Genomic DNA, 23537 nt, shown 5'->3' with positions numbered 1-23537 from the left:
TCAGTGGGATGACCTGTGTTCGATAAAATGTGATTGATAGAATTTGGGTGTCACTGCCAGTTTCTTTTTGAAGTGGCGCTGAAAATGCGCCTGATCGGAAAAGCCGAGTTCGAAAGCCACTTCTGAAATTTCCTTCCCTTCACGAAGCAGCACTTTCGCGCGCTTGATTTTTTCATCCATCAGGTAAGCGTGGGGCGGCAGACCAAAACGCTGTCTGAATGCTCGAATTAATTGATAGCGGCTCATTCCCGCTTCTTCTGCCAAACTGTCGAGTTGATGGATCTCGGTGAGCTCATCCAGCATTTTTTCCCTGACTCTCAGAACATCCCCTTCGCGCTGAGTTTTCTCTGCGCTCAATTTGTGCTGCCAAAAGCTGGATTCAATAAAGTCGTAAAATGCCACCTGTGCCTTTAGTGGGCTGTTGTCATCTATCAATGCTTCCAATAACGCTAGAAAATGAGCTTGAATGAGCGGACTGCGTTCCAAATCGTTTTTGAAAGGCGTGTAGTCCTGACTGTAACCACGGTGTGCATGTTGGAGGATGTCCCGTTGGATTTCGCCCATTTTTAGCGTATCGACAAACAACATGCTGTATGACCAGGTGTTGCCCTTTGGATTGCAGGAATGCACATCAGCGGGATTAATGGTGACGATATCGCCAACGCGAACATCATTCACGCGATGACGGTTTTTATAGTCAGAATGGCCTTGCTCAATAATGCCGAATGAAAACTCATCATGGGAGTGGGCTTCATAACAGGCGCGGCTTTGATTGGCGACGCGCATTTCCACCCAAGGCAACAGCGTGCTTTGTTTGAACTGTGTGGTGGTGTCCTTTTTCATTGCTCGCCCCAGGCCCTAATTAAATCCAAATTGCCGCGACAGACAGTGCCAATACAATCGCCATCACTCTATTAAATTGGCGCTGATGAGCAGGGTTTTCAAGCTTGCTGGACAAAATATGTCCAAGCACAGCCCAAAAGCCGATGCTAATCAGACAAACCAGCAAAGAAACGAAAGTATACATCCCCAGCCAATACACTTCGTTTTCCCTGCCAACCACATAAATGCTCACGCCGGAAAGAGCATATAACCACGCCTTTGGATTGAGAAGCTGGGTGATGGAACCTGTCCACCAACCTGATTGCGTCTGTGCGTTTTTCTCAATGGCGGAGACAGGTGCCGTGAAAATTTTGTAGGCAAGATACAAAAGAAATACGCTGCCAAGGAGCTGCATGGTGGTTTCCAGCGAAGGGATCAACGACAGCAAACTTTGCATCACCCCACCACACAGAATCACTACCAAGGCATACGCCAGCGAAGCCGCGATAACGTGTTTAATGGCTTCTTTTAGCCCTTGGGTGATCGCCGTGCTGGTGGCGAGAATATTCACTGGGCCGGGTGTGACGGCACCGACAAAGGCAAAGGTGGTCATCGCCAGAATCAGACTGTTCATTGCTTTCTCCTTTCTGATGAAGAAGACGTTAGCAAAGCCAGAAGGGAAGTTATTGAACGATATTGCGGCAATAGCATTAAGGGTGAATAGTCTGCGAATACTTGCCAGTGAAGTTCCTAAAAGTGGAGATAAAAAATTACTGCTGAACGCGATAGGTTTGTTAGAGTGCGTCTAACGGAACAGGTTTGTCAGGTGATTCACCTTTTTGCTGATTTTAGTCTTTGGCCTCAGCTGAAGTGGCGGCACAGGAAGATTTGTCTTTATCAAGCTCAGAAGAAGCGCAACATATACTCTTGATTGGCTTACGGGAAAAAACTACACCTATCGCCAGTAACACGATACACGCCAGAAATATAATCATGGTAAGACCGAGTGTCATACCAACATCCTCTAACTTTAAATGGGTATACTTATCATGGGCTTTCAACGATTTTGTTATTAGCCAGTATAGCATTATCACTTTTGAATAAATGAATTGTCCATTCGTATACACATAAATATTGGATACTCCTCCGCTTTTCGATGTAAGAAATCAATACAAAAGGTCTCATTTTTAATACTGCAAAATCAGATTTTTTTACGGTATTAAAGTGCCCTTCAAATTGCAGCTTTGGAGAGCTGAATCTGTCACCTAAATCACTGAACCTATTTAGAATTGGCATTAAATTATTGTTTTATTTGACTTTATTATCCATTTGCATGATATAAAATAAAACGAAGTGCAATTAATTGATTATATTTTTAACGATGATGAAGAGAGGTTTAGATAAGAGATCTATATCAATGTAGTAACAAAATTTGATAACAATGTATAAATAGTTAGCTATTGTATAAATAAGTTAACATTAGGCAATTAAGGGTTAATCCTTGAGCAAGAAAATATTGGTTGTGGAAGACAGCCGCGCTTTCCGAAATTACTTGAACCAAATTTTAACGCAAGCGGACTATGAAGTACTTCTGGCGGCTAGCTATGAAGAGGCTGAGCACATTTTATCTTCAAAACCGGAGTTGTTGTGTGCAGTATTGGACTTCTGTCTGCCGGATGCGCAGGACGGTGAAATAATCGATTTATTGTTGCGTCAAAAAGAAAAAGTGATCGTTCTGACGGCGATGTTCCAAGAAGATATACGCGAGAAAATGCTAGCTAAAGGGGTACTTGATTATATCCTGAAAGACAGCATGGTATCAGTTTCTTATCTTCTACCGCTTATTAAACGCCTAACCAACAACCAATACCATAAATGCTTGGTGGTGGACGACTCTATGACAGTTCGTCGCCACGTTGTACAACTGTTAGAGCATCAATATATCCGAACATTACAGGCAGAAAACGGTCAGGAAGCCATAGAGATAATTGAAAAAAATCCTGACATCACGCTTGTGCTGACAGATCACGATATGCCGGTGAAAGACGGTATTACCATGATTCATGAATTGCGCCAGAAGATAGATAAGAACCAACTAGCGATTCTTGGTATTTCCGGCAGTGATGCCAATACGATAACTGCCCGTTTCTTGAAAGCCGGTGCTAATGATTTTCTGAATAAGCCCTTTAATCAGGAAGAGTTCTATTGCCGGGTTCACCAAATTCTGGAGATGAAAGAGGCCAGCACTGAATTGTTTCGTATGGCGAATCAAGATGCGCTTACCGGCCTGTGGAACCGCCGCTTTTTGTTCGGTGATGCCTGTGGTGGTGCCGAGAGAAAGCGGAACATTGCTATGTTGGATATCGACTTCTTTAAAAAGGTAAATGACAACTACGGGCATGATGTGGGCGATGCGACCATTGTGATGGTGGCGAACATCCTTAAAATCTACTTCCCGAATGATGTTATTGCACGCTTTGGAGGAGAAGAGTTTTGTATCAAAGCTGATGGAAACTATGAAGACTTTGTTACTTGCCTTGAAAAGATGCGCCAGCGCGTGGAAAGAACGCCAATTCCGCACCAGGAACAGACCATACAAGTGACCATTAGTATCGGTGTATCAAATATTGAAGGTAATCTGGACCAGCAAATCAAAATCGCAGACGATCGCTTGTATGAAGCTAAAGGGAATGGCCGCAACCAGACGGTTTATCAATAGTGGGTTGAACCAGACAGTTTTGCTCAGCGTCATAAGCCACCTCAAACCTCTCAAGTACCAAAAGCATATCCTCTTTCATTTCGACGCCCAGTTCTTCGCATTCTTTGCTGAAAAAGTCCCAGTGGGCCTTGCGCCACCATTCATAGCTTTTGTCCCCTTCACCTTCTGATGCCGCGAACTCAGGAGTCACTTTGTTAAACGGGCAATGTGATACATCGGTGATTTCGATAATGCAGTGAGGGTCGCCATGCCAGTCGGTGACCACATGCAAATGTCCAACCTGAGGATGCTCTTCTCCTTCTTGACTGTACCAAAGCTCCATACTGCAACTTGCTCTTTTTTCGCCTTTTTTTATCAGTTGCGCACAGACATTGGCGTTATATTCGTCAGCGCAGAAATAGTCCGCAGTAAAGCTGGTGTAGCTGGCCCGTTTTTCTGGGGAAAGAGTGGCTAGAAATGTGTTGAGATAGTCTTGAGATCGTGCATCCATGGTATGTCTATTATTCTTATCGGAGGGGCCTATATTTTGACATCAGTGCTTTGAATAGTCATGACTTTATTGGCTTTCTCTTGGATATGGTCACATCGAGTTTCCTTCTGCTCTGCTATGCTGGCGAAAACAACAACTGGGGTAACACCATGAAAAAAATAAAGCATGAGGCACAATTGCTAAAAAAGGCGCTTCAGATTGGTGAGCAATATGCAGCAAAACGTGGTTTTGCGACCTTCGATGAAGGGACATCCAATAAAGTGAAAATAGAGTGTATCTACAGGTTGTTAGTAGAAGACAAAGTCTTGACCCCTCTGGCAACAGACAAAGAGGATGGTCCTAACATGAAGCACAAGCTAGTGCTCTGGATTCATAAACAGCTTCCTGACAACCATCCTTTGCTTCAAGACTGATCGGTTTACCCCTCATGATGCGTAGCGGGAAGCATGAGATAGAAATAGTGAGCCAATTATGAAGAAAACAGCGTTGATATACGGTGCATTGGGACTGATCCCGTTTATCGCTTTCGGTATTCTACTTCCACTCTGGCCAGACGCCTGGCAGCAAGGTTTGGTGTATGCCTTCAACAGCTACAGTGCGATGATTCTGGCGTTTCTCTCGGGTGCGGTGTGGGGCATGACGATCAGTGGGGCAAGGTCAGACAAACCTAATAATGGTTTAACAGTAGGAATTGTATTTTCTCTGGTAGCGGTCGCAGCATTGCTCATGCCAATGCCATATTCCTTCTACCTGTTGATTGTTTCCTTTGCGGCATTGTTCATTCTTGAAGTGGTGCTGATGTTCAAGGGTATTTATCCCTTCTGGTATACCATGATGCGTGCGATGTTAACCGCAGTGGTTATAGTCTGCCACCTATTCTTGTTGTACTGGCTGAATGACTTCATTGCGATTTCGGCGCCCATGAAGCAGGTATAACAATTATTTTTGTAACGCCCCAAAAGATAAAAGCGCCAGAGGGCGCTTTTTTCGTGCGATGTGCTCTGCGAAAAGAAATTAGTCTTCCAGATCATCCTGCCAAGGCATTTCTGGCAACATATCCAGATGTTCCTCGTAGCGCTTGAGATTAAACTCGCCTTCACCTTTTGCGACATCATAAATCTCAACCATCAGTGCACAGGCAATGTACTCCAGCGCCTCTTCCTGAGTCGAACCCGTCATGCGAAGGCGCATCAGCGTTTCCTTCACTTTTTTTGGGTTGTTGTCTGTTAACTGGTTTTCAACGATCTCAATCAGGTTTTCACTGGTCAGGATATCGTCATCATTCATGGTTATACGCCTTGCATCGGAGTCGAAATTACGGCGTATGTTAAGCGAAATAATGTGTCTTTCACAGGGGTTTCCATCGTCAGTAAGAATCAGTGAGACAGTAAATTTCCATTTAGCAGTCATACTGGAAGTGGGAGAGACAGCCTGCAGGGGTACCGCAATGAAGAAAAATGATACCCGCACAGAGCGGGATAGTATGGGTGTGGTGGAAGTGCCGCAACACGCACTTTATCAGGCTCAGACTCAACGTGCCGTGAACAATTTCTCCGTGAGTGGACGCACTATGCCTGTGCCATTCATCCGCGCGTTGGCGATGGTGAAATACTGCGCCGCCAGTGTTAACAGTAGTCTGGGTTTACTCGATCCGCAGATCGCTCAAGCCATTACCGAAAGCTGTGACGAAGTGATCGCAGGCGATCATCTGCATCACTTCCCAGTTGATATTTATCAGACAGGCTCTGGCACCAGCTCCAACATGAATATGAATGAGGTCATTGCGACGTTGGCGGCTATAAAGTGCGGCGTTGCCGTTGGGGCGAACGATCATGTCAATATGAGCCAGAGTAGTAACGACTCCATTCCCTCCGCGATTCAGATCAGCTCTGTTGTTGAAATAGAAAGCCGGTTACTGCCCGCCATCACAGTGTTGTTAGAGGCTATCAATGCCAAAGAAGAGGAGGTTGGTCACATTGTGAAAACCGGGCGGACACACTTAATGGATGCGATGCCCGTGACATTTGGACAAGAACTGGAGGCTTGGCGTCGTCAATTCGAAAGTTGCTACGAAGGCATTGTTTTTGGCCTGAAAGGGATGAAGAAATTGGCGCAGGGTGGGACAGCTGTAGGGACAGGAGTAAACGCCCATCCACAATTTGCCGCTTTGTTTGCCACAGAAGTGTCAGCACTCACAGGTGTGAGCTTTGAAACCAACCCTCATCCTTTCAATGCCATGGGCAGTCTGGATGCTGTGGTCGCGCTTTCCGGTCAGCTTCGGAATCTCGCTGTTGCACTGATGAAAGTGAGTAATGACTTACGCTGGATGAATTCAGGCCCCTTGGCAGGGTTAGGGGAGATTGAGCTTGAAGGGTTACAACCCGGCTCGTCAATTATGCCGGGGAAAGTGAACCCGGTAGTCCCAGAGTCAACCGCTATGGTAGCTGCACAGGTGATGGGTAATGATGCCACACTTGGCCTTGCTGGACAGTCTGGTAATTTCGAGCTCAATGTCATGTTGCCGTTGGTGGCCGACAAATTGTTGGAGAGCATTAATTTGCTTTCAAACGGCTTGACCATGCTGGCGGTAAATGCGATTTCCAGCTTTAAAGTGCGAGAAAAGGTCGTCGAAGCAGCACTGGTGAAAAACCCGATTCTGGTCACCGCATTAAACCCCGTGATTGGTTATGCCAAAGCTGCGGTGATTGCGAAGAAAGCGTATGTGGAAAATCGCCCCATCATAGATGTTGCTGAGGAAGAAACCGATTTATCGCGGGCAAAGTTGGAAGCATTGATGAATCCAGCCCTGTTAACGCGTGGGGGGATTGCTGACCGCTAAGGAAGTATTTATTAGGAAATGATGGTGCGGTTTCTGCCGTCTTCTTTGGCTTGATAGAGTAGGCTGTCTGCCCGGCCGAGTAAGGCATCTTTTGTCTCGGATGCCTTAAACACAGCAGCGCCGATACTGATGGTAACGCTGAGCTCAACCTCCTGATATCGTGATATGTGGGATTCGCAGCGGATCCGTAGGCGTTCTAGTGCTTTTAAGGCTTGTGCCTCATTCGCGCCGGGAAACAGAATGGCAAACTCCTCGCCACCAACCCGAGCCAGTAAATCTGAATCCCTCATTTCTTCCTGCATCATCAAGGCGATATCCATCAATACTACATCGCCAGCTGCATGGCCGTAGGAATCGTTGACCATCTTGAAATGGTCAACATCAATCATGGCCACCACCAGTTTCTTTCCTCCCTTGGATGCATGCTCAAATTGCTTGGTGAGCTCCGGGAAAAAGGCATAGCGGTTTGGCAATCCTGTCAGCTGGTCTGTTCGCGCCTTAGATTGCCATTTGTCCCTCGAGCGTGAAACCACATTCAAGCGTCGGACATGGAGTCCAATGGCGAGGGGGGTAATCACACTCATCAAAACATAGGTGAGCAGCGATGCGTGGCCCTCCACTTTATTGGGTAAATTAAAGGGGCCTAAATTGTATGGAGCAATCATGGTTACAATGATACCCATACCAAATAAGGCGGCAAGAGAGGCGAGCTCATCGCCTTTGAATGAAAGGATGACAGGGATAACAGGCGCTACGAAAATCAACCCCGGTGCACCGCCGACAAAGGCGAGAATAGTTAGCGTAAGGTAGAGGATAATGTTCAAAATGGCATTGCGGGAGAATTGACGAAAGGGGTCCTCTTCCAGTCTCCATAGTTGATAAAAAGGTGCGACCAGAAGAATGCCCAAGGCATACGTAGACGTGAGTTCATAGAGATCGTAAAAGTACCCACCTTCTCCGGTATAGCCGCCATAAAGTGAGTCTGAAGCCGTCACCAAGGATAAAAGGAAGCCAGGCAGTATACAGATCTGTAACACATAGTGTTTGAGGGTTTCGAACCTTACCCCACTGTGACTAAACAAGTTTTTCCAAACCTGTGCAGAGAGGTAGCAGGCAAGAGGCATGATTGCGCCGGTGATAAGAGCAGGAACAAGCGATGCGGTTGGGTCCCAGTTGTAAATTGCTAACCCGAAGGCCATTGTGGAAGCAAAGATGAGAGAAAAGAGGGTGCGAATGCCCCCGTAAAGGCAACCTATCATTCCGATGCCAGAGGCAATGCTGACCTGAGCGATATTGGCGTCGTGAAGATTAAACGGCGTCGTCCCAGCAAAAGATGCCAGAAAGAAAATCAGTGTTACGACTGCTGACCACGCCGTCGAACCTCGTGCCATGAAGTGACTACTCCAGTGTCAAGTTGGCCCGCAATACCGCATTCGCCAATTGAACGGGTAGTGCAATAAATTCGACTAAGTATAGGAATTATTGGGCTGTTATTGTGTGATTTACAGAAAAACACTTTGATTCGTGAGGTTTTTTTTGACTTGGAACTTATACTATCTGTAAAGTTATACATATGTCCCCAGTATGGTTGACATATCGAAAGGGCGTCCAGGAGGGGCGCCCTGCATCGACGGTTGCTACTCTGTTACATCTTTTCTTTAGCTAGTGCCATGGCGTTTATGCAGTAGCGGAGACGGGTAGGTAACGGACCATCGGGGAACACATGTCCAAGGTGTGCATCGCACACATTACAGGTTACTTCGACACGTGTCATTCCATGGGAAATATCCATGTTGTAAGCGACAACGTTTTCTTCGAGTGGTGCGGTAAAGGAAGGCCAGCCCGTGCCGGAGTCGAACTTTTCGTTTGCATTGAACAAGCGTTCGCCGCAGCAGACGCAAGCATAAACGCCAGGTTCAAACAGCCCACACATTTCCGAGCTGAAAGGGCGTTCGGTACCGTGTTTACGGGTCACGTAAAACTGCTCTTGGCTTAGCTCGGCCTGCCACTCTACCTCTGATTTTTCAACCCGGCGTGGTGGAACAGGGTTGCCATTTTTGGCAGTAGTAATCAAAGAATCCCAGTTAAGCATACTCTTTACCTCAATCTTGGTTAATACAGTCACCAACATAGAGAAAGTCCGTGTTGGTGGAGTCATTGACCGCAAGTTCAAGAAATTAATTTCACCTCACCGATTAGGCTGCGTTTTGGTCTGTGTACTAATGTTGAACCATGGCTTTAGAACAACGCACTTTAACGCTGCTATCACCGATGCTGGCTTATACCATGCGGCTTCGAGGCTTGGCATGGCTGGTGTTGCCGCTATTGCTGCTCTCTGGTTGCGCGTCCGATAACACTAGGTCAGATACGTGGATAGATTTTTCTCAGATCAAAGATGATGAGGTCATGGTGTTGGGGAAAATATCTATTATCCCCGCCGTGATTGGGCAGGATCTTAAGCAAGAGACTGATACTTTTGAGCCTTTCGCCGATGAGCGAGCTCTTTTGTGGCTTTCTGCGGTAGCGGGAGAAACAGGCGAGCGTTTAGGTCTGCTGGCAGACTGGGATGATGCCTTCTATTTTGCTGTGCCGCGTCAAACTATGCGTTTGTTAGATTTAGAGCGTTCCTTTGAAGAAGATGACGAGCTTGTTTATATTCCTTTGCCGCTACCGGAAATAATGAAGTTTCTGATACGTGCGGATGACAAAGCCATCTACATTGGCAATCTGAGACTTTATATCGATGAGTTTGACCAGATTGTCGCCCTGGAAGTGGTGGATGAATACGAAGCAGCCCAAAAAGCCTTCCAACGAAGGTTTGGTACCACAATTCGGCCCCGAGTTTCCCTATTGGCGCCGGAGTTTTACTTTCATTAGGGTCAACAGACCTTAGTGCTTACTTCCCCTGTTTTAGGTTGTTTGGGTATAGTAGTTCAGGTGATATCAGTCAGAATTTCAGGGAGATAACTATGGCTTCACATCTTGCGGTGTTCGATTTGGATGAAACCTTGGTAGAAGGCGATTCAATGTCTCGATGGCACCAATACCTTATCGACTTGGGCATGGTGTCTGATCCTGATTTTCTGCAAAAAGACCAAGAGTATATGGATGCCTATTGTGCCGGTACTTTAGCATTGGATGATTATCTAAAGTACAGCCTTTCCCCCCTCCTGCTATCTTCTAAAGCCGATGTGGACGCGCTTGCGAAACGCTTTGTGCAGGAAAGAATGCTCGAATATATTTTCCCCGAAGCCATGGAGAGGTTTGAGGAGCTGCGAGCCGAAGGGACAACCATCATCATTATTTCTGCATCGTTGGCTTTTCTGGTTCATCCCATTGCAAAGGAGATGGGTGTTGAAGTTTCAATGGGCTTGGATCTGTTAGTCGAGGAAGGGCGTTACCGGCCAATCACCGAGGGCATTCCTTCCTTCAGGGAAGGTAAGGTTCACCGATTGACTCAATGGATTGCGACCCTTGATAATGACTTTGACCATGTCAGTTTCTATTCTGACTCGATCAATGACTTACCTATGTGCCTGTTTGCCGATGAAGTTTACGTGGTAAACCCTTGTAGTCAGCTATTCAAAAAAGCCGGTGAGTATCAGTGGCCTGTATTGAAGTGGGGTTCGCAGGCCAGATAATGACTTGAGGCAAGCCCATTAAATCGCATTGGCACTCGGTGATTCGTCGTCGTGGATGCGCTCGAGAGCTTCGGCGCGGCGGCGCTCTGTGTCGGTAAAGTAAGATTCTCTCAACGCACTTAAGGCTTGCTGACGTTCGGGATCTGACAGGTGGCTTTCTTGTATCAGGTTTTGCCTTTCGGTTAGGTACTTTTGAAACTGGTTATCGAATTTGGCTTCTTCCTGTTCAAATGCTTGCAGGCGTGATGTCGCTTCCTCTCCAACCAACTCATTAAGCCGTTGGTATTTATCACTTTGTTCCAGAGATGAAAGTGTATTGATTTCACCCAGTAACGCCGCATTTTGATAACTCTCTTTCATGTCAGGTGGCAACAGATCCAATTCTGCCTGCCATTGGGTATTAATTGCATCTCTGTCCAAACCCAGTGCTTCCATCTGCATGCGTTTAATGGTCATTTCACGGGCAAGGTTTTCCACATAGAAAAAGCGTTTGCGTTCTGAATCGGAGAAGTGTTCTGATTGCAATTTTTGCATTTGTTCGTTGATAAAGGTGAGATAGTCTAGCCCAGTCATGCCGTGTGGCAGTGATACATGAGTCAGAGATTGACGATAAGCCTGATATTTCTCGAACAGGACTTTTTGCTTTTCACCGAAGCTCAGGGTGTTAGCGAAGTTTTCATAGTCTTGGGTGACTTGGGCGAGATCGTGCTCGCCCAGTGTGGAAAGAAAGTACTCAAAAGTGTCGCGGTCAGACGATATATCAACTTCCGTCCCTTCATGAGAGGGGGCTTGGCGATTAGCGGTTTCTTCACTGTTGCCCGGATAAAAATAGAACATAGCCAAAAACAGCAAACCCGCAATGATAACGATAGCGATTTTATAAGTCGTGAACCGGATACTCACAATGACTCCCCTTATCGATTACAACCCTTGCCGCTTTAAACGGTTGGCATGTTGGCGATAGACAGTAACGGGATCAGTTTCAAACCAACTGTGAAGGCCAAACAACTGATTCACCACGTCTAAATGGTTCATGCGATAGTTGCTGCGAATGACTTTGCCAAGGTGAGTCGCGCAGCGGCCGACTAAACCATCATTGGCTTCTGAGAAGAAAAGACCGGTGGTAAACATGGCTGGGTCAGTCATATCGAATATGTTGGTGACCGTGCTCGTACCTGACCAGGAGTAGTAATACACACCGTTTGAAGCGCGGTATGAGCCTTCACCACAGCGACTGCGTGGCACACCTTCAGGGTATTTTTCATTAAAGGCCAGTGAACCTTTTGTTGTCAACGAGTATAAGGATGCAAGAGGGTCTTGCGGTAAACCCCCTCCGCCAGAAAGTAGACTAATGAAGCCAGAAAGGGTGCGTGCCGCAGTAACAGCTAATGCTTCACCGTTTGAACCCGGAGAAAATGCACCGCGAACGACATCAGCAAACTCCGACCCTTTGTTTACGCCACCTACGCTGGCAACAGAGGCAACATGCTGTGGTGCAACCGATGCGACATAACGGGCAGTTGGACTGCCGTGGCTATGACCTATTAAGTTCACCTTCTTGGCGCCAGTCACTGCTTTAACCCATCGCACCTGACGGAGTAATTGTTCTCCGCGTTTTTCTGAACTGTTAGTGGCGGATACCTGAGCGACAAACACCTTGGCACCACTGCGGCTCAGCGCTTGTGGAATAGCATGGAAGTAATCAATACCTGCGATCCTATCGAAGCCGAACAATCCGTGTACCAGCACAATAGGATATTTGGTTTGTGTGTAACCTGTGGTTGATGTCCCTGATGCGGTTGAACCTGCAAACGCCGACAAAGACGTCAATGTGAACAACATCGATAAAACGATTCCCTTCATTTTTATTTTCCCTCTGGTCAGTCCTCTGATGTCATTATGATACTAGCTAGTGGTTGGTGTTATGCCAGGTATCAGAATTGAGAATTATTCAGAGTTGTTATTAAAATGTTAACAATGTGTTTTGTTTCTCATTTGGGGGGTAATGAATGGCATTCGTTTCATCAGTAATGGGTAGGGGTACTGATTTGGTGATAAAAATCTGATTCTAGCTTTTTGATAACATTATAAAAAAAGGAGCGACTAGCGCTCCTTTCTTACAGGGAGTTAACGGGCTTATTGCACGCCAATCCCCCATTTGATTTCGTTACTTGAGTCGTCCACCACCTCATCAAGGTAGTTTTCTACTTGCTGCTCAACCAGTTTGTCCGGCTCTTCGAAGTAAGCGATGTGATAGATCGCATCTCCTTCGTTCACCAGCGGCAGCGTTTGTTGGCCGATGATAATACCGCCGGCTGGCGCGTAGATTTGGATCTCTTCGCTACCGGTTGGCGCACTGATTGAAGCCAGAGACTGGCCTTTGCTAACACGTTGACCAAGTTGAACGTGAGAACGCAGGATGCCGTCTGCTTCTGCACGAACCCAACGGGTTGCTCGGGCAATGACTGGCTCAACCTGGGTTTTACGTTTGCTGCTCCTGCGGATCATGCCAAGGTGCTGCATGACACGCTTAACGCCTTTCACGCCCGCAGTGATCGCATATGGCTCAAACCGCAGTGCTTCACCCGCTTCATAAGTCAGTACCGGAATACCAATCTTTTCAGCTTCAGAACGCAGAGAACCTTCGCGCAGGGCAGCATCGATAACCACTGGGGTACCGAAAGCCAGCGCCATGTCGTAGGTTTCTTCGTTCGACAGATTCGCACGGATCTGAGGCAAGTTAGTGCGGTAGATAGCTGCTGTGTGCAGATCAAGAATATGGGTACAGCGACGAACGATTTGTTCGAAAATCTGGTACGCCATGCGGCCTGCGATAGAACCACGCTCTGAACCCGGAAAGCAGCGGTTCAGGTCACGACGGTCTGGAAGGTAACGTGATTTGTGAATGAAGCCGAAAACGTTAACCACAGGAATCGCGATCACCGTGCCTTTCAGGCTAGCAGGGTTCAGACTATCCAGGATTTGACGGACGACTTCAACGCCGTTTAGCTCATCACCATGAATGGCCGCGTTTATCATCAAAACAGGGCCGGGCTTCTTACCATGAATAACTTCCGCTGTCACAGACAGCGGAGAGTGTGTGTAAAGCTTAGCAACTTCAAATTCAACACTTGCGCGTTGACCAGACGGGATGATCATCCCGCCGATTTCGAATGCATTATTGTTGTTATTTGCTTTTGGCACGTGTCCTTGTCCTCGGAGAAGAGACTATTTTCTCTATATGTTCAATGATCAGTCCTGCTACGTCTTTACCAGTAGCAGTCTCGATCCCTTCAAGACCCGGTGAAGAGTTCACCTCCATCACCAGCGGTCCGCGCTCAGAGCGCAGCAAATCAACGCCTGCTACGTGAAGACCCATCGCCTTGGCAGCAGCAACCGCCGTTTTACGTTCATCAGGAGTAATACGTACCAGTGAAGCACTGCCACCACGGTGAAGGTTCGAGCGGAACTCGCCCGGTAAAGCCTGGCGTTTCATCGCTGCGATCACTTTGTCGCCGATAACGAAACAGCGAATATCTGCGCCGCCCGCTTCTTTGATGTATTCCTGAACCATGATGTTAGCTTTCAGGCCCATAAAGGCCTCGATAACGCTTTCCGCAGCTTTACGGGTCTCAGCCAGTACAACACCGATACCTTGGGTACCTTCCAGCAGTTTAATGACCACAGGTGTGCCACCAACCATGCTCAGAAGGTCTTTAATATCACCCGGTTTGCTCGCAAAACCTGTGATTGGCATACCAATATTTTTACGAGAAAGCAGCTGCAGTGAGCGGAGTTTATCGCGTGAGCGGGAAATCGCCACTGAATCGTTCACCGTGTAGATGCCCATCATTTCAAACTGGCGCAATACTGCACAGCCATAGAAGGTTACCGACGAACCAATGCGCGGGATAATGGCATCAAAACCAACCAGATCTTCACCCATTAGGTGAATTGAGGGTTGGGTAGAATTAATATTCATGTAACAACGCAGCGCATCAATAATTTTATATTCGTGACCGCGTTGTTCGCACGCCTCGATCAGGCGGCGGGTGGAATATAGATTTTCGTTACGAGAGAGAATTCCAATTTTCATATAATTAACCTTGTTGCGCCTGAACGAGGAAAGATTTAACCGGATCAACCATGAGTCGATTTTCCATTGCGGTACGACCCAGCAACATTCTAAATACCATGTTGTCACGAGCGGTAAGCGTCATCTCGATAGGGTAAGACAGCTCGCCAATGACCATGGTTGTTTCTATGACATATCGAAGCGTTTCATGACCGCCTGAATCGCGCACTGTGCGCATATCTTTGACTTTTGCGTGACACTCTTTTTCGGTCACACTGTCATCTTGAATAGGGTGAATCATAAACTTCACCCACTTCTCGCCATCTTTTTCATATTCGTTGATGCCGAAAGTGTGCAGACAAGAGGTGCGAGCGCCCGTGTCTACTTTCGCTTTAATTGCAGAGATACCCAGATCTGGTAAGGCAACCCATTCACGCCAGCCAACAAGCAATCGGTTATTTGATAAAGCTTGGTTATTGTCCTCGACTGCTGGTCGAGCCGTGTTTTTATCAGTCATCGCTGTTAAAGCCCCAGGTAGTGATTTTCGAACGGATGGAGTGAGCGCATCATTCGTTGACACTAACTCAAGTAAACGATAGCCGTTTGGCGGAATATTGCTGCTCACATTTGTAAGAACTGATTGAATAATCAAGACTATCGTTATCGCTGAATGCCCAGACAGGGCGACTGCTCAGCGTACCAGGCTCCGGCGGCGCTCATTTCATCCACTTGCTCGGCACCGCACCAAAGAGCGCGCAAGTTACAGCTTTGCGAAGCTAGCGACAAGTCAATTTATTGCTTGTGACGATGAAAGATATTGATGGATGCTGGATGTGAATTTTATGGAATATCAGGTGGTTGTGGTGAGAAACCACCCGATTACCATTGCACAAATTCGAGGTGTAAATCTGATTGATGTGATGAAAAACGGGGGGAAGTGGGGTTACATCGCCGCGTATTGAAGGGTGGGAAAGTCGTCTCCACGGATCCACTCGCAAAGCACATCTACCAGACCTTCTTCATTGTCGTGCTGGCCAATTTGCTTTTCGACAAAACCATGCTTGCGCCAAAACCGCCTCGCTACCTCATTCATTTCAAAAGTATAAAGCTGAAGATTATTGCTGGTAGTTTCCTTGGCTAACTCCACCAAGGCGCTGCCAATGCCCTGAAGCTGATACTCACAATCGACGTAAAGCTGGGTAATTGCGTTCTCATCAAAGGCAATCATGCCCAACACGCGTTCACTGCGCTTTTCTATCGCCAGATAAACCCGGTTAGTCGCCGTCAGAATGCGGTTGAGATAATAGCGGTGTGCTTCAAAATCATGAGCCTCGGGAATTCCCAAGGCTCTCTCTTTGCTTCCGCGCCACATGGAAATGGTTTGTTCCGTGTAGCGCGGGTGGTAATCAATAATTTCTATTCTTTTGTTCATAAACCTGAATCTACGTTGTCCTTAACGTTAGGCAGGGCTGAACTGTTGCAGAACCCTTGTATAGAAGACGCTGTTTGGATCTTCGTTGTAGTCTCCAAAAGGGGCGCAAGCTTCGAAGCCGAAACGCTCGTAAAGACGATGCGCTGGCTGAAATTCTGGTTCAGTACCTGTCTCTAAACTTAGACGCGTGTACTGACGCCTGCGTGATTCTTGGAGAATATGTGCGAGCAAGTTCGCAGCGACACCTTTTCTCAGGTGATTTTGTGATGTGCGCATGGATTTGATTTCACCGTGCGACGGGCCGATTTTCTTCAGCGCACCACAACCAGCAAGTTCGCCTTCAATCCACACGCCCCACAGCGTGACATCTGGTGATTTCAGCGCGCTGAGGTCGAGCGCATGAACACTTTCCGGTGGGCTGATTTCGTGCATGTTATTGAGGTGTTCCTGGAGGAGTCCATTGATTTCCGAGCCGCTCAGATCGTCGATACGAATTTCCATGATGTCTTCCTCCATTCCTTCGAGTAAAAGAACATTTAGCATTGGCTTTAGGTGCTGTTCAAGTTGTGCTAAATAGCGAAAAGATGTGACTTTTAAGGAGGTATTTGGCATTTAAGTCTGAATTAGTGTATTTATTGTATTAAATATTTTAAATTAAATGTTTATTTTGGTGTTTTCATCCAAGAAATTAACCAGGAGATATGCATCTGCTTGAGAGTAAATATTAGATTTGCTTCAACCTTTTCTGCATGTCTGCCGGAGTTTTGTCTTAAAAATAAGTGAAAACAACAAAGCCCCTTTTCTCTAGGGGCTTTGATAACTTGATTACAGGGAGGGTTTTAACGTTAGTGTTCGTTGCGCCCTTTGTTTGCTGTAAATCATCAGCATCAGGCTCATCATGACCATGGCAATACCAAGCCATTGGTATGACCCCAATACCTCACCCACTAAAAAGATCCCCAGTGTGACGGCAGCCACGGGATTAAGCATGCTGATCATTGCCATACTGTCTGCGCCAATTTTCTTAATCGAACGCGAGAAAGCCCAGTAAGCGAACGAACTGTTAAGCAGGCTAACCCAAACCAGACCTGGCAGTTCGTGGGTGGCAATGGGCTTTGGAGCTCCTTCCACAATGAATGCCAAAGGTATCAATAACAAACCGCCTAACGTTAATTGCCAGGCAGTCAGGCGGAAAATATCTGTGACAGGCCAGTCTTTCAGCCACAGAGATGCTCTGGCGACCAATGCCGTTGCTGTCAGTGCTGCCGCTGCGCCAATTGGGTCGATATCAGCACTCGGGTTTAGGATCATCACAATACCTGCAAAACCTAGCATTGCGAGAACAAGCATCTTTAGCTGAGGGCGTTTTCCTTCCACTAGCCATTGCATCAACATCAGTTGAAGCGGCAGTGTTGCTCCCAAGGTTCCTGCGACAGAGCCGGGGAGGCGGTAAGCGGCGATAAACAGCAGTGGAAAGAATGCGGCGATATTGAATACGCTGAGCAAAGTCATTTTTGACCAAGCGAGCGGCGGGCGGCCCGGTTTCAACAACAGAAGCAATAAACCTGCAGGCAAAGCACGCCATACTGCCACCCAGAAAGGGGAGAGGTCATGCAAGAAAAGGCTGACGGCTGAGTATGTGCTTCCCCACAAAATGGGAACAAGTGCAGCTAACAGGTAGTTTGCCACGTGTGTCTCCGGTCAAAGTTTTTTCAAAAAGTATCTTTTATAAAAGATAAATTATTCACTTTACCTCTTTTGATCAAGTATCTTTTGAAAAAGAGAAATGGATTGCTGAAGTGAAAGACGCAATGAAAGCCGATCATGTCGATACCATTATCGCCCAGTGGGCGTTACAAAGACCGGAATTAGACTGCTCGCCGATGGGGGTGATTGGTCGCCTCGGGAGGGCGAAACAAATCATCACCCCGAAGTTGGATGAAGTATTTAAGCAAAACGGACTCAGTAATATCGAGTTCGACATTCTGGCTTCCCTGCGCCGCGCGGGGAAACCTGTTACACCGACAGATCTTTATCAAACCTTGATGCTCTCTTCCGGCGCGATGAGCACACGGGTAGATGGCTTAGTAAAACAGGGTTTGGTGATTAGACAAGCAAGCAAAACCGACAGAAGAAGTTGTTTAGTCACCTTGACGGAAGAAGGTAAATCTCTGATCGACAAAGCCATCGAGCAGCATGTTGAGAATGAACGCCAGATCCTTGCCGTACTGTCCGAAGAAGAACAGGTTAAATTAGCGGGTCTGCTGAGAAAATGGCTGGCAGCCAACGAATAGCTATTTAGACTGAAGCTGAGGCAATAAAGTGAGTGCTTTACACCTCTCGCGGTTACCTAACTTTAAAGTTTCAAAGCCTAAAATCTACGTCTCCAAAGAAAATAATTTTTCCTTCCAATATCAAATACAAATAAGAAACTTTTTGCATGTCTCGCTTATGAGTCAGTGACTGGCAAGTTAAGAAGGTTATTATTTCTAGAGCAAAGATGAAAAAGTTAAATGCATAAAACGATTGGTGATGTGCTTACCTTTATACCCAAACAACCTGAATCCTACATCTTCAGGTTATTTGGGTATAGTCAAATAAATTCAATAAGATAAAACTAAATAGGAAGTCAGTGGCTTGATCATAAAGCCGTTTTCAGGGGTGCTATTGGAGTGGAACTGAATCGGCGGAGGTTGTAGATCATGCTATATGTTGATGGATTGGTGACGGCCTTACCTGTCGCAAACAAAGAAGCCTACAAGCGTCTGGTTCAGGACGCCGTACCCTTGATGCGCACCTATGGGGCAATCAATGTGGTTCACTGTAATGAACAGGAATCTTCGCGGAAACTTGCCGCATCCGATGTTGAAGATAGTCCATCTGTTGTCCTTTTCTCTTGGATTATCTGGCCTTCGAGAGAGGCTAGAGATGCAGGAATGGAGCGGATGCTGTCTGACCCGCGCATCGATGATGTAATGAATCCGGTCTCTCTACAAGGTGAGCGGTTGGAATTGGATGACACACTGTTTCCCCGCTTTCACTAAACGAACAAAATCAGGCTTAAATTAGAGAAACCGCTGTGAAGTCAGCGGTTTTCTTTTTGTTCTTTGCGAGACAGTGATCTCATTTCTATTTCATCACTATTTTCTCACATTGATTCTCTCCTTAAATGCTGTGCATTGTTGGAGGAAAAAGGAGAGAAGCAATGAGCCAATACATCGTTAAAAAACACGATATCGAAGCTATGGAAGGGGTAACCAAAACCCATTTCCTGAACCCTAAAGCGGTACGAACCGGAAAAGCGCTTGGCGATGTAGTTGGCCTGACTGGACTGGGCTTTCATGTAGTCGAGATTGAGCCAGGGTTCGAATCGACCGAGTATCATGTCCATTACTTTGAAGATGAGTGTGTCTACATTCTTTCCGGCACGGCAACTGTCACTATTGATGATGAAGACTTCGAAGTGGGCGAGGGAGATTTCATTGGCTATCCTGCTGGCGGACTGCCACACATTATGATTAACACAGGTAACGAAACCCTTCGCTGCATTATAGTTGGTCAGCGTCTCGACCATGATGAAGCGGATTACCCCAAGCAGAATAAACGCATCTTCAGAAACAAGAACCGTCCTTGGCAGGTCGTAGATATCGACAACATAGATTTTCCAAATGCAGGGAAGAAGTAAGCCTTGATGAAGAAACAGGGGCAGATGAAGCAACGAAATGTTGTACGACGGTTAGAAGTTGATGTAAATGTAGATTAAGGACGTTGTTGATGAACTTTAACGCCCAATTCAGTGTTCAAAAGGAGGTCATGCTGATATGCAAGTATCACTTAAAGCCATGAGTGAAGGGTCATTTACCGAGTATCTAAGTTCCGCTATTTCTGACTATGCATTGGCAAACATCAAGTCCGGTCGTTGGAGCGAATCAGAGGCAATGGAAAAGTCTAAAGAAGCGCATTCCCTTCTGTTGCCAGATGGCCTGGAAACTGAAAATCATCACTTGTTCGACATATTCGAAAACGAAAACGGGGAGTGCGTTGGACATCTTTGGATTGAATTAAAAGGCGAAAACCATTCGAAGTCAGCCTTTGTATATAGCATTGGTATCAATGAACGTTTTAGGCGAAAAGGGTATGCAAAATCAGCACTGTACTGCCTTGAAGAAACCGCTCTGGAACTGGGAGCGAAGTGTGTAGATCTTCACGTCTTTGGTTTCAATTCGGCTGCTCAAGCCTTGTACGAACATGCTGGTTATCACGTGGTAAGTCAAAACATGAGAAAAACAATCGGTATACAGCACGAACAATGAATAGCGATGACTCGTTAGAAGAGTCACGATCTTCGAAGGTTTGTGCGTTGCGAACATTGACTGACCCAAGCTACGTAGAAACACTCTAACCGCCTGTCTAAGATATGGTAGGCCCACCACAGAGAAGAAATACACCGTGACGAACAAACAGGAAATCGCGCTGGTGACAGGCGCAAGCCGCGGCATTGGAGCCGCAACTGCAAAATTGCTGGCTGAGCAGGGTTATACCGTGTGTGTGAATTATCAATCCCACGCTGATGCCGCAGACGAGGTGGTCAAAGAGATTGAAGAAAACGGCGGCAGCGCCTTTGCAGTAAAAGCAGACATTTCGACGGAAGAGGGCGTTGCCATACTCTTTGCCGCGATTGATACCAAGGTGCTGCCACTAACTAGATTGGTCAATAACGCAGGTATCCTTTTCACCCAAATCAAGCTGGTGGATTTAACTGCAGAGCGCATTAATAAGGTATTGATGGCCAACGTCATCGGCAGTTTTCTTTGCGCCCGCGAAGCGGTAAAACGCATGAGCACCGAACGCGGCGGAAAGGGCGGAGCGATTGTGAATGTTTCTTCTGGTGCATCGCGTTCTGGCTCACCAGGCGAATATGTCGATTACGCCGCCAGCAAAGGTGCGGTAGATACCTTAACCATTGGACTTGCCAAAGAAGTTGCCGCGGAAGGTATTCGCGTAAACGGCATCAGACCGGGTTTTATTCACACCGATATTCATGCCGATGGCGGAGAGCCAGACCGCGTCGCGAGACTTTCGCCGCGCATCCCTATGCAACGTGGCGGGGAACCTGAAGAAGTCGCGAGAGCAATATGCTTTTTACTTTCAGAGGATGCATCTTACACAACGGGCAGTATTTTGGACGCCACGGGTGGAGTGGTTTGATGTTGAATTGTCTTTTGTTAGAAATATCCAAATCATCAATTTCATACATCCGTATACCTAGCCAGGGCAAGATCATGAACGTTTTTCGCCCATTTCGAGGTCAAAATTGACCTGACGGGTCGACTGTGATCTTATGCTCCTCTTTTGAGGAGTAGCCATGAATTTAGAGACCATAAAAGCCCATTTCAGTCTCATCCGCGACGAGCGACAAAGCGCAAAAGTCGACTACCCTCTGTTCGATATTTTGTTTGGCTCAATCTGTGCCGTCATAGCGGGAGGCCAAGGCTGGACAGACATTCGAGAGTACGTCCTTGGTCACCATGAGTGGTTTCTTAAACAGGGCCTGTTTGAAAAAGGGGTGCCTGTTGATGATACCTTTGCCCGTCTGATTTCAAATATCGACCCCACTGAATTCCGCGATTGTTTTCTCGCTTGGATGAAGGCCGTGCACACATTAACCTGCGGTGAGGTAGTTGCCATTGATGGTAAAACCTTACGCGGCTCTTATGACAGAGAAGACAGGCAAAGTACCATCCATATGGTAAGTGCCTATGCCAGCGCCAACCAACTTGTATTGGGTCAGCTAAAAACTGACACTAAGAGCAACGAAATCACCGCGATACCCGCACTGATCCAGATGCTCGACTTGCGAGGTGCTATCGTGACGATTGATGCTATGGCCTGCCAAACCAAGATAGCCAAGGCTATCACGCATAAAGGTGGCGATTACTTACTGGCAGTGAAAGGTAATCAGGGCAAGTTAGCAGCGGCGTTGCAGGCCGCCTTCGCCCCACACCGCCGAGCTCCGATTGACACAAGTGCATGTCAAGTTGAAAAGCAGAAAATCCGGGTTGAAGCGCGGACTTATCATGTACTGAGCGCCAGTGAATTGGTTGGAGACTTCTCCACTTGGAGTGAGCTAAGCAGCATTGTGATGGTCGAGAGTTACCGCGCAGCAAAGGGCAAAGAGCCCGAGTTGGAATACCGCTACTACATTAGTTCAGCGAAACTGACTTCAGAGCAAGCGGCAGAGGCCATCCGAGCTCCTTGGGGCATAGAATCCATGCATTGGATTTTAGATGTCAGTCTGCGGGAAGACGCTTGCCAGATTTACCGAGAAAACGCAGCGGAAAACCTAGCGGGATTAAGACATATGGCGCTTAACATGCTCAGAGCAGAGCCGACCAAGATTAGCGTGCCGATGAAGCAAAAACGCTGCATGATGAACCCTACTTTCCTTGAGCAGGTTCTTTGGGCTGGATTGACGTCAATGGCCAAAATCTGAACATTCATGCGGACGCCCTGCCATTTTACGGCATTATGATTGCTGACTATTACATGATAAGAAACCGTAAGTTGGATGTTGAGCATCTTTTTACAGCGGAAGAAGGTACTGAGTATTTCTATGATAATGGTTGGAATCGTAAGGCGCTAATTGCATTTGTGTTGCCAGCTATCTTTTCAGTGATGACAGTATGGATTCCGACGTTTGCAAGCTTGGAAGGTTTTTCCTGGGTTATTGGAACTGCGCTTGGGGCTGTATTGTATTATTTGATTTCTAAAAAAGCCCCTGAAGAGCAGGTCGTCCAATAGTTAACCGGACAAACCAATCAGTCTTGATTGAGTTGAACACCTTCAACGTAACCAAAGGGGGCACATATGTTCTCTTTGGTTATCTTGCCCCTTTTTCCCTTTTTCCCTTTTCGATGGAGATGCCTACACCTACAAAGGAACGCCGCGATCACAACGCTAGTAAAGCTTGCTGAATGCTACCTCTTCAATTTGTTTGATGAGATGGTCTCCTCCTACTCCAGTCCGGCGTCATAATGCGCCAAGATAGAAGTGTTATCGACTATCTAGATAAGCAGGAGAAGACCATGAACAAGTGTAAAACGCTCGGTATCGATTTGGCAAAAAATAGCTTTTACCTCTTCGTGTTAAACCAGCAGGGAAAGCCCATCGGTAAGAAGAAACTGAGCCGGAGCCAACTCCTGCGGTACTTGGCTCAGCAAGAGCGCTGCATTGTCGCCATGGAGGCTTGTGCTTCTGCCCACTATTGGGGGCGTGAGATTTCGCTGCTAGGGCATGACGTTGAGTTGTTACCTCCTCAGCATGTCAAAGGGTATCTGCGGGGGCAGAAAAATGATTACAACGATGCACAGGCCATCGCAGAGGCTAGCGTTCATGGAGCCATCCGTCATGTTGCAGTAAAAAGCGTGGAGCAGCAGGATGAACAGACCTTCCTACAGATGCGGCGACACCTTTCGTCTGAGCGGACGCGTTTGCTCAATCACATTCGTGGGCTGCTGGG

The 23537-nt window shown here is 46.9% G+C and carries 29 protein-coding genes; 15 read left to right on the top strand and 14 right to left on the bottom strand.

Features of this window, described 5'->3' with window-relative positions:
• Nucleotides 1-843: a helix-turn-helix domain-containing protein gene (locus tag GMA8713_RS20765; RefSeq protein ID WP_062713862.1), complete on the bottom strand. Its 843-nt coding sequence runs from the start codon at nt 841-843 to the stop codon at nt 1-3.
• 19 nt (nt 844-862) lie between these two features.
• Entirely contained in the window at nt 863-1456 is a 594-nt protein-coding gene (locus tag GMA8713_RS20760) for a LysE family translocator (protein ID WP_062713860.1), read from the bottom strand.
• Between the two features lie 867 nt (nt 1457-2323).
• Between GMA8713_RS20760 and GMA8713_RS20750 the strand changes: the two genes are divergently transcribed.
• The gene (locus tag GMA8713_RS20750) at nt 2324-3541 is read left to right on the top strand and encodes a diguanylate cyclase (protein ID WP_062713856.1); all 1218 of its coding nucleotides are present in this window, start codon (nt 2324-2326) and stop codon (nt 3539-3541) included.
• On the opposite strand, the gene GMA8713_RS20745 is transcribed toward GMA8713_RS20750, so the two are convergent.
• The gene (locus GMA8713_RS20745; RefSeq protein WP_084387798.1) at nt 3504-4031 is read right to left on the bottom strand and encodes an ASCH domain-containing protein; all 528 of its coding nucleotides are present in this window, start codon (nt 4029-4031) and stop codon (nt 3504-3506) included. The two genes, GMA8713_RS20750 and GMA8713_RS20745, sit on opposite strands and share 38 nt — an antisense overlap.
• Nucleotides 4032-4180: 149 nt before the next feature.
• On the opposite strand from GMA8713_RS20745, the gene GMA8713_RS20740 reads away from it, so the two are divergent.
• Nucleotides 4181-4444, top strand: coding sequence for a DUF5062 family protein (locus GMA8713_RS20740; RefSeq protein WP_062713884.1), 264 nt, complete (start codon nt 4181-4183; stop codon nt 4442-4444).
• A 58-nt stretch (nt 4445-4502) separates the two neighbouring features.
• Complete coding sequence (locus tag GMA8713_RS20735; protein WP_062713854.1) at nt 4503-4967, top strand: DUF3429 domain-containing protein; 465 nt, start codon at nt 4503-4505, stop codon at nt 4965-4967.
• Between the two features lie 78 nt (nt 4968-5045).
• Here the strand turns inward: GMA8713_RS20735 and GMA8713_RS20730 are convergent, their stop codons facing one another.
• A complete protein-coding gene (locus GMA8713_RS20730; protein WP_062713853.1) occupies nt 5046-5318 on the bottom strand; it encodes a hypothetical protein in 273 nt (90 codons plus the stop codon).
• Nucleotides 5319-5478: 160 nt separating this feature from the next.
• On the opposite strand from GMA8713_RS20730, the gene GMA8713_RS20725 reads away from it, so the two are divergent.
• Nucleotides 5479-6870, top strand: coding sequence for a class II fumarate hydratase (locus GMA8713_RS20725; RefSeq protein WP_062713852.1), 1392 nt, complete (start codon nt 5479-5481; stop codon nt 6868-6870).
• An 11-nt stretch (nt 6871-6881) separates the two neighbouring features.
• Here GMA8713_RS20725 and GMA8713_RS20720 read toward each other — a convergent pair whose 3' ends face one another.
• Together GMA8713_RS20720 and msrB are read right to left on the bottom strand one after the other, a co-directional pair.
• Nucleotides 6882-8261, bottom strand: coding sequence for a GGDEF domain-containing protein (locus tag GMA8713_RS20720; RefSeq protein ID WP_062713842.1), 1380 nt, complete (start codon nt 8259-8261; stop codon nt 6882-6884).
• Nucleotides 8262-8515: 254 nt separating this feature from the next.
• A complete protein-coding gene (gene msrB, locus GMA8713_RS20715) occupies nt 8516-8962 on the bottom strand; it encodes a peptide-methionine (R)-S-oxide reductase MsrB (RefSeq protein WP_062713882.1) in 447 nt (148 codons plus the stop codon).
• Nucleotides 8963-9102: 140 nt separating this feature from the next.
• On the opposite strand from msrB, the gene GMA8713_RS20710 reads away from it, so the two are divergent.
• Both GMA8713_RS20710 and GMA8713_RS20705 read left to right on the top strand, forming a co-directional pair.
• Nucleotides 9103-9747, top strand: a complete 645-nt coding sequence (locus tag GMA8713_RS20710) for a hypothetical protein (protein WP_232314511.1) — start codon at nt 9103-9105, stop codon at nt 9745-9747.
• A 92-nt stretch (nt 9748-9839) separates the two neighbouring features.
• The gene (locus tag GMA8713_RS20705) at nt 9840-10511 is read left to right on the top strand and encodes an HAD family hydrolase (RefSeq protein ID WP_062713840.1); all 672 of its coding nucleotides are present in this window, start codon (nt 9840-9842) and stop codon (nt 10509-10511) included.
• A gap of 18 nt (nt 10512-10529) precedes the next feature.
• Here the strand turns inward: GMA8713_RS20705 and GMA8713_RS20700 are convergent, their stop codons facing one another.
• From GMA8713_RS20700 to GMA8713_RS20680, 5 genes are all read right to left on the bottom strand, one after another.
• Nucleotides 10530-11414, bottom strand: coding sequence for a lipase secretion chaperone (locus GMA8713_RS20700; RefSeq protein ID WP_062713838.1), 885 nt, complete (start codon nt 11412-11414; stop codon nt 10530-10532).
• An 18-nt stretch (nt 11415-11432) separates the two neighbouring features.
• Nucleotides 11433-12374, bottom strand: coding sequence for a lipase family alpha/beta hydrolase (locus tag GMA8713_RS20695; RefSeq protein WP_062713828.1), 942 nt, complete (start codon nt 12372-12374; stop codon nt 11433-11435).
• Nucleotides 12375-12647: 273 nt separating this feature from the next.
• A complete protein-coding gene (locus GMA8713_RS20690; protein WP_198159555.1) occupies nt 12648-13670 on the bottom strand; it encodes a succinylglutamate desuccinylase/aspartoacylase family protein in 1023 nt (340 codons plus the stop codon).
• Nucleotides 13671-13698: 28 nt separating this feature from the next.
• The gene (gene rimK / locus GMA8713_RS20685) at nt 13699-14607 is read right to left on the bottom strand and encodes a 30S ribosomal protein S6--L-glutamate ligase (RefSeq protein WP_062713823.1); all 909 of its coding nucleotides are present in this window, start codon (nt 14605-14607) and stop codon (nt 13699-13701) included.
• A gap of 4 nt (nt 14608-14611) precedes the next feature.
• The gene (locus tag GMA8713_RS20680) at nt 14612-15103 is read right to left on the bottom strand and encodes an ATP-dependent zinc protease family protein (RefSeq protein ID WP_062713818.1); all 492 of its coding nucleotides are present in this window, start codon (nt 15101-15103) and stop codon (nt 14612-14614) included.
• A 307-nt stretch (nt 15104-15410) separates the two neighbouring features.
• On the opposite strand from GMA8713_RS20680, the gene GMA8713_RS27470 reads away from it, so the two are divergent.
• Nucleotides 15411-15548, top strand: a complete 138-nt coding sequence (locus GMA8713_RS27470; RefSeq protein ID WP_157515710.1) for a hypothetical protein — start codon at nt 15411-15413, stop codon at nt 15546-15548.
• Here the strand turns inward: GMA8713_RS27470 and GMA8713_RS20675 are convergent.
• From GMA8713_RS20675 to GMA8713_RS20665, 3 genes are all read right to left on the bottom strand, one after another.
• Entirely contained in the window at nt 15530-16018 is a 489-nt protein-coding gene (locus tag GMA8713_RS20675) for a GNAT family N-acetyltransferase (RefSeq protein WP_062713816.1), read from the bottom strand. The two genes, GMA8713_RS27470 and GMA8713_RS20675, sit on opposite strands and share 19 nt — an antisense overlap.
• Nucleotides 16019-16045: 27 nt before the next feature.
• Entirely contained in the window at nt 16046-16519 is a 474-nt protein-coding gene (locus tag GMA8713_RS20670) for a GNAT family N-acetyltransferase (RefSeq protein ID WP_062713814.1), read from the bottom strand.
• Between the two features lie 324 nt (nt 16520-16843).
• On the bottom strand, nt 16844-17707 hold the full coding sequence (locus GMA8713_RS20665) for a DMT family transporter (RefSeq protein ID WP_062713813.1): 864 nt from the start codon (nt 17705-17707) through the stop codon (nt 16844-16846).
• A 122-nt stretch (nt 17708-17829) separates the two neighbouring features.
• Between GMA8713_RS20665 and GMA8713_RS20660 the strand changes: the two genes are divergently transcribed.
• From GMA8713_RS20660 to GMA8713_RS20625, 8 genes are all read left to right on the top strand, one after another.
• Nucleotides 17830-18312: a MarR family winged helix-turn-helix transcriptional regulator gene (locus GMA8713_RS20660; RefSeq protein ID WP_062713878.1), complete on the top strand. Its 483-nt coding sequence runs from the start codon at nt 17830-17832 to the stop codon at nt 18310-18312.
• Nucleotides 18313-18720: 408 nt separating this feature from the next.
• Complete coding sequence (locus tag GMA8713_RS20655; RefSeq protein ID WP_062713812.1) at nt 18721-19062, top strand: DUF1428 domain-containing protein; 342 nt, start codon at nt 18721-18723, stop codon at nt 19060-19062.
• Nucleotides 19063-19223: 161 nt separating this feature from the next.
• The gene (locus GMA8713_RS20650) at nt 19224-19703 is read left to right on the top strand and encodes a cupin domain-containing protein (protein ID WP_062713811.1); all 480 of its coding nucleotides are present in this window, start codon (nt 19224-19226) and stop codon (nt 19701-19703) included.
• Between the two features lie 136 nt (nt 19704-19839).
• On the top strand, nt 19840-20331 hold the full coding sequence (locus GMA8713_RS20645; protein WP_062713810.1) for a GNAT family N-acetyltransferase: 492 nt from the start codon (nt 19840-19842) through the stop codon (nt 20329-20331).
• A gap of 136 nt (nt 20332-20467) precedes the next feature.
• Nucleotides 20468-21226, top strand: coding sequence for an SDR family oxidoreductase (locus tag GMA8713_RS20640; RefSeq protein WP_062713809.1), 759 nt, complete (start codon nt 20468-20470; stop codon nt 21224-21226).
• A gap of 157 nt (nt 21227-21383) precedes the next feature.
• The gene (locus GMA8713_RS20635) at nt 21384-22511 is read left to right on the top strand and encodes an ISAs1 family transposase (protein WP_062713808.1); all 1128 of its coding nucleotides are present in this window, start codon (nt 21384-21386) and stop codon (nt 22509-22511) included.
• Complete coding sequence (locus GMA8713_RS20630; RefSeq protein ID WP_062713806.1) at nt 22478-22819, top strand: cytosine permease; 342 nt, start codon at nt 22478-22480, stop codon at nt 22817-22819. Before GMA8713_RS20635 ends, GMA8713_RS20630 begins: the two co-directional genes overlap by 34 nt.
• A 284-nt stretch (nt 22820-23103) precedes the next feature.
• Nucleotides 23104-23537 (top strand): IS110 family transposase (locus GMA8713_RS20625; RefSeq protein WP_198159450.1); only part of this gene is annotated, 434 nt, incomplete at its 3' end.

Origin of the sequence: Grimontia marina (assembly GCF_900060185.1) — a bacterium.
GTDB lineage: Bacteria > Pseudomonadota > Gammaproteobacteria > Enterobacterales > Vibrionaceae > Enterovibrio > Enterovibrio marinus.
Note: the sequence above shows the minus strand (reverse complement) of the source record. Positions and strands in the feature narration are given on the sequence as shown.